A 242-nucleotide genomic window follows, 5' to 3' on the forward strand; every position below is an offset into this window, starting at 1 on the left:
ATTCTCTTTCCCCACGCTAAAAAGTCGGTACCTCTGCTAAATAGTTGGTTTAACGGAGGAAAGAAAGTGAAGAAAAAAGAGCAGGCAGAACGATATGTTATCAATAAATATCTCAATCAAAAATATGGCTGGATCCAATACGGGTCCAGTCTTTTTTCTTTTATCCAATCTACCTTCAATCCCTTGTCCAATAGGTGTTAAGGTGTTTTTCATATCGTTTTCTATACAGTTCCAAAGAACAC

General features: G+C 36.8%; 1 protein-coding gene. It reads right to left on the reverse strand.

Annotated elements, in window-relative coordinates; translation table 11 throughout:
• Window positions 1–36: 36 nt before the first annotated feature.
• Window positions 37–242 (reverse strand): hypothetical protein (locus AOA61_RS31960; RefSeq protein WP_218197391.1); only part of this gene is annotated, 206 nt, incomplete at its 5' end.

It is taken from the genome of Pseudomonas sp. 2995-1 (genome assembly GCF_002742505.1).
GTDB classification, from domain to species: domain Bacteria; phylum Pseudomonadota; class Gammaproteobacteria; order Pseudomonadales; family Pseudomonadaceae; genus Aquipseudomonas; species Aquipseudomonas sivasensis.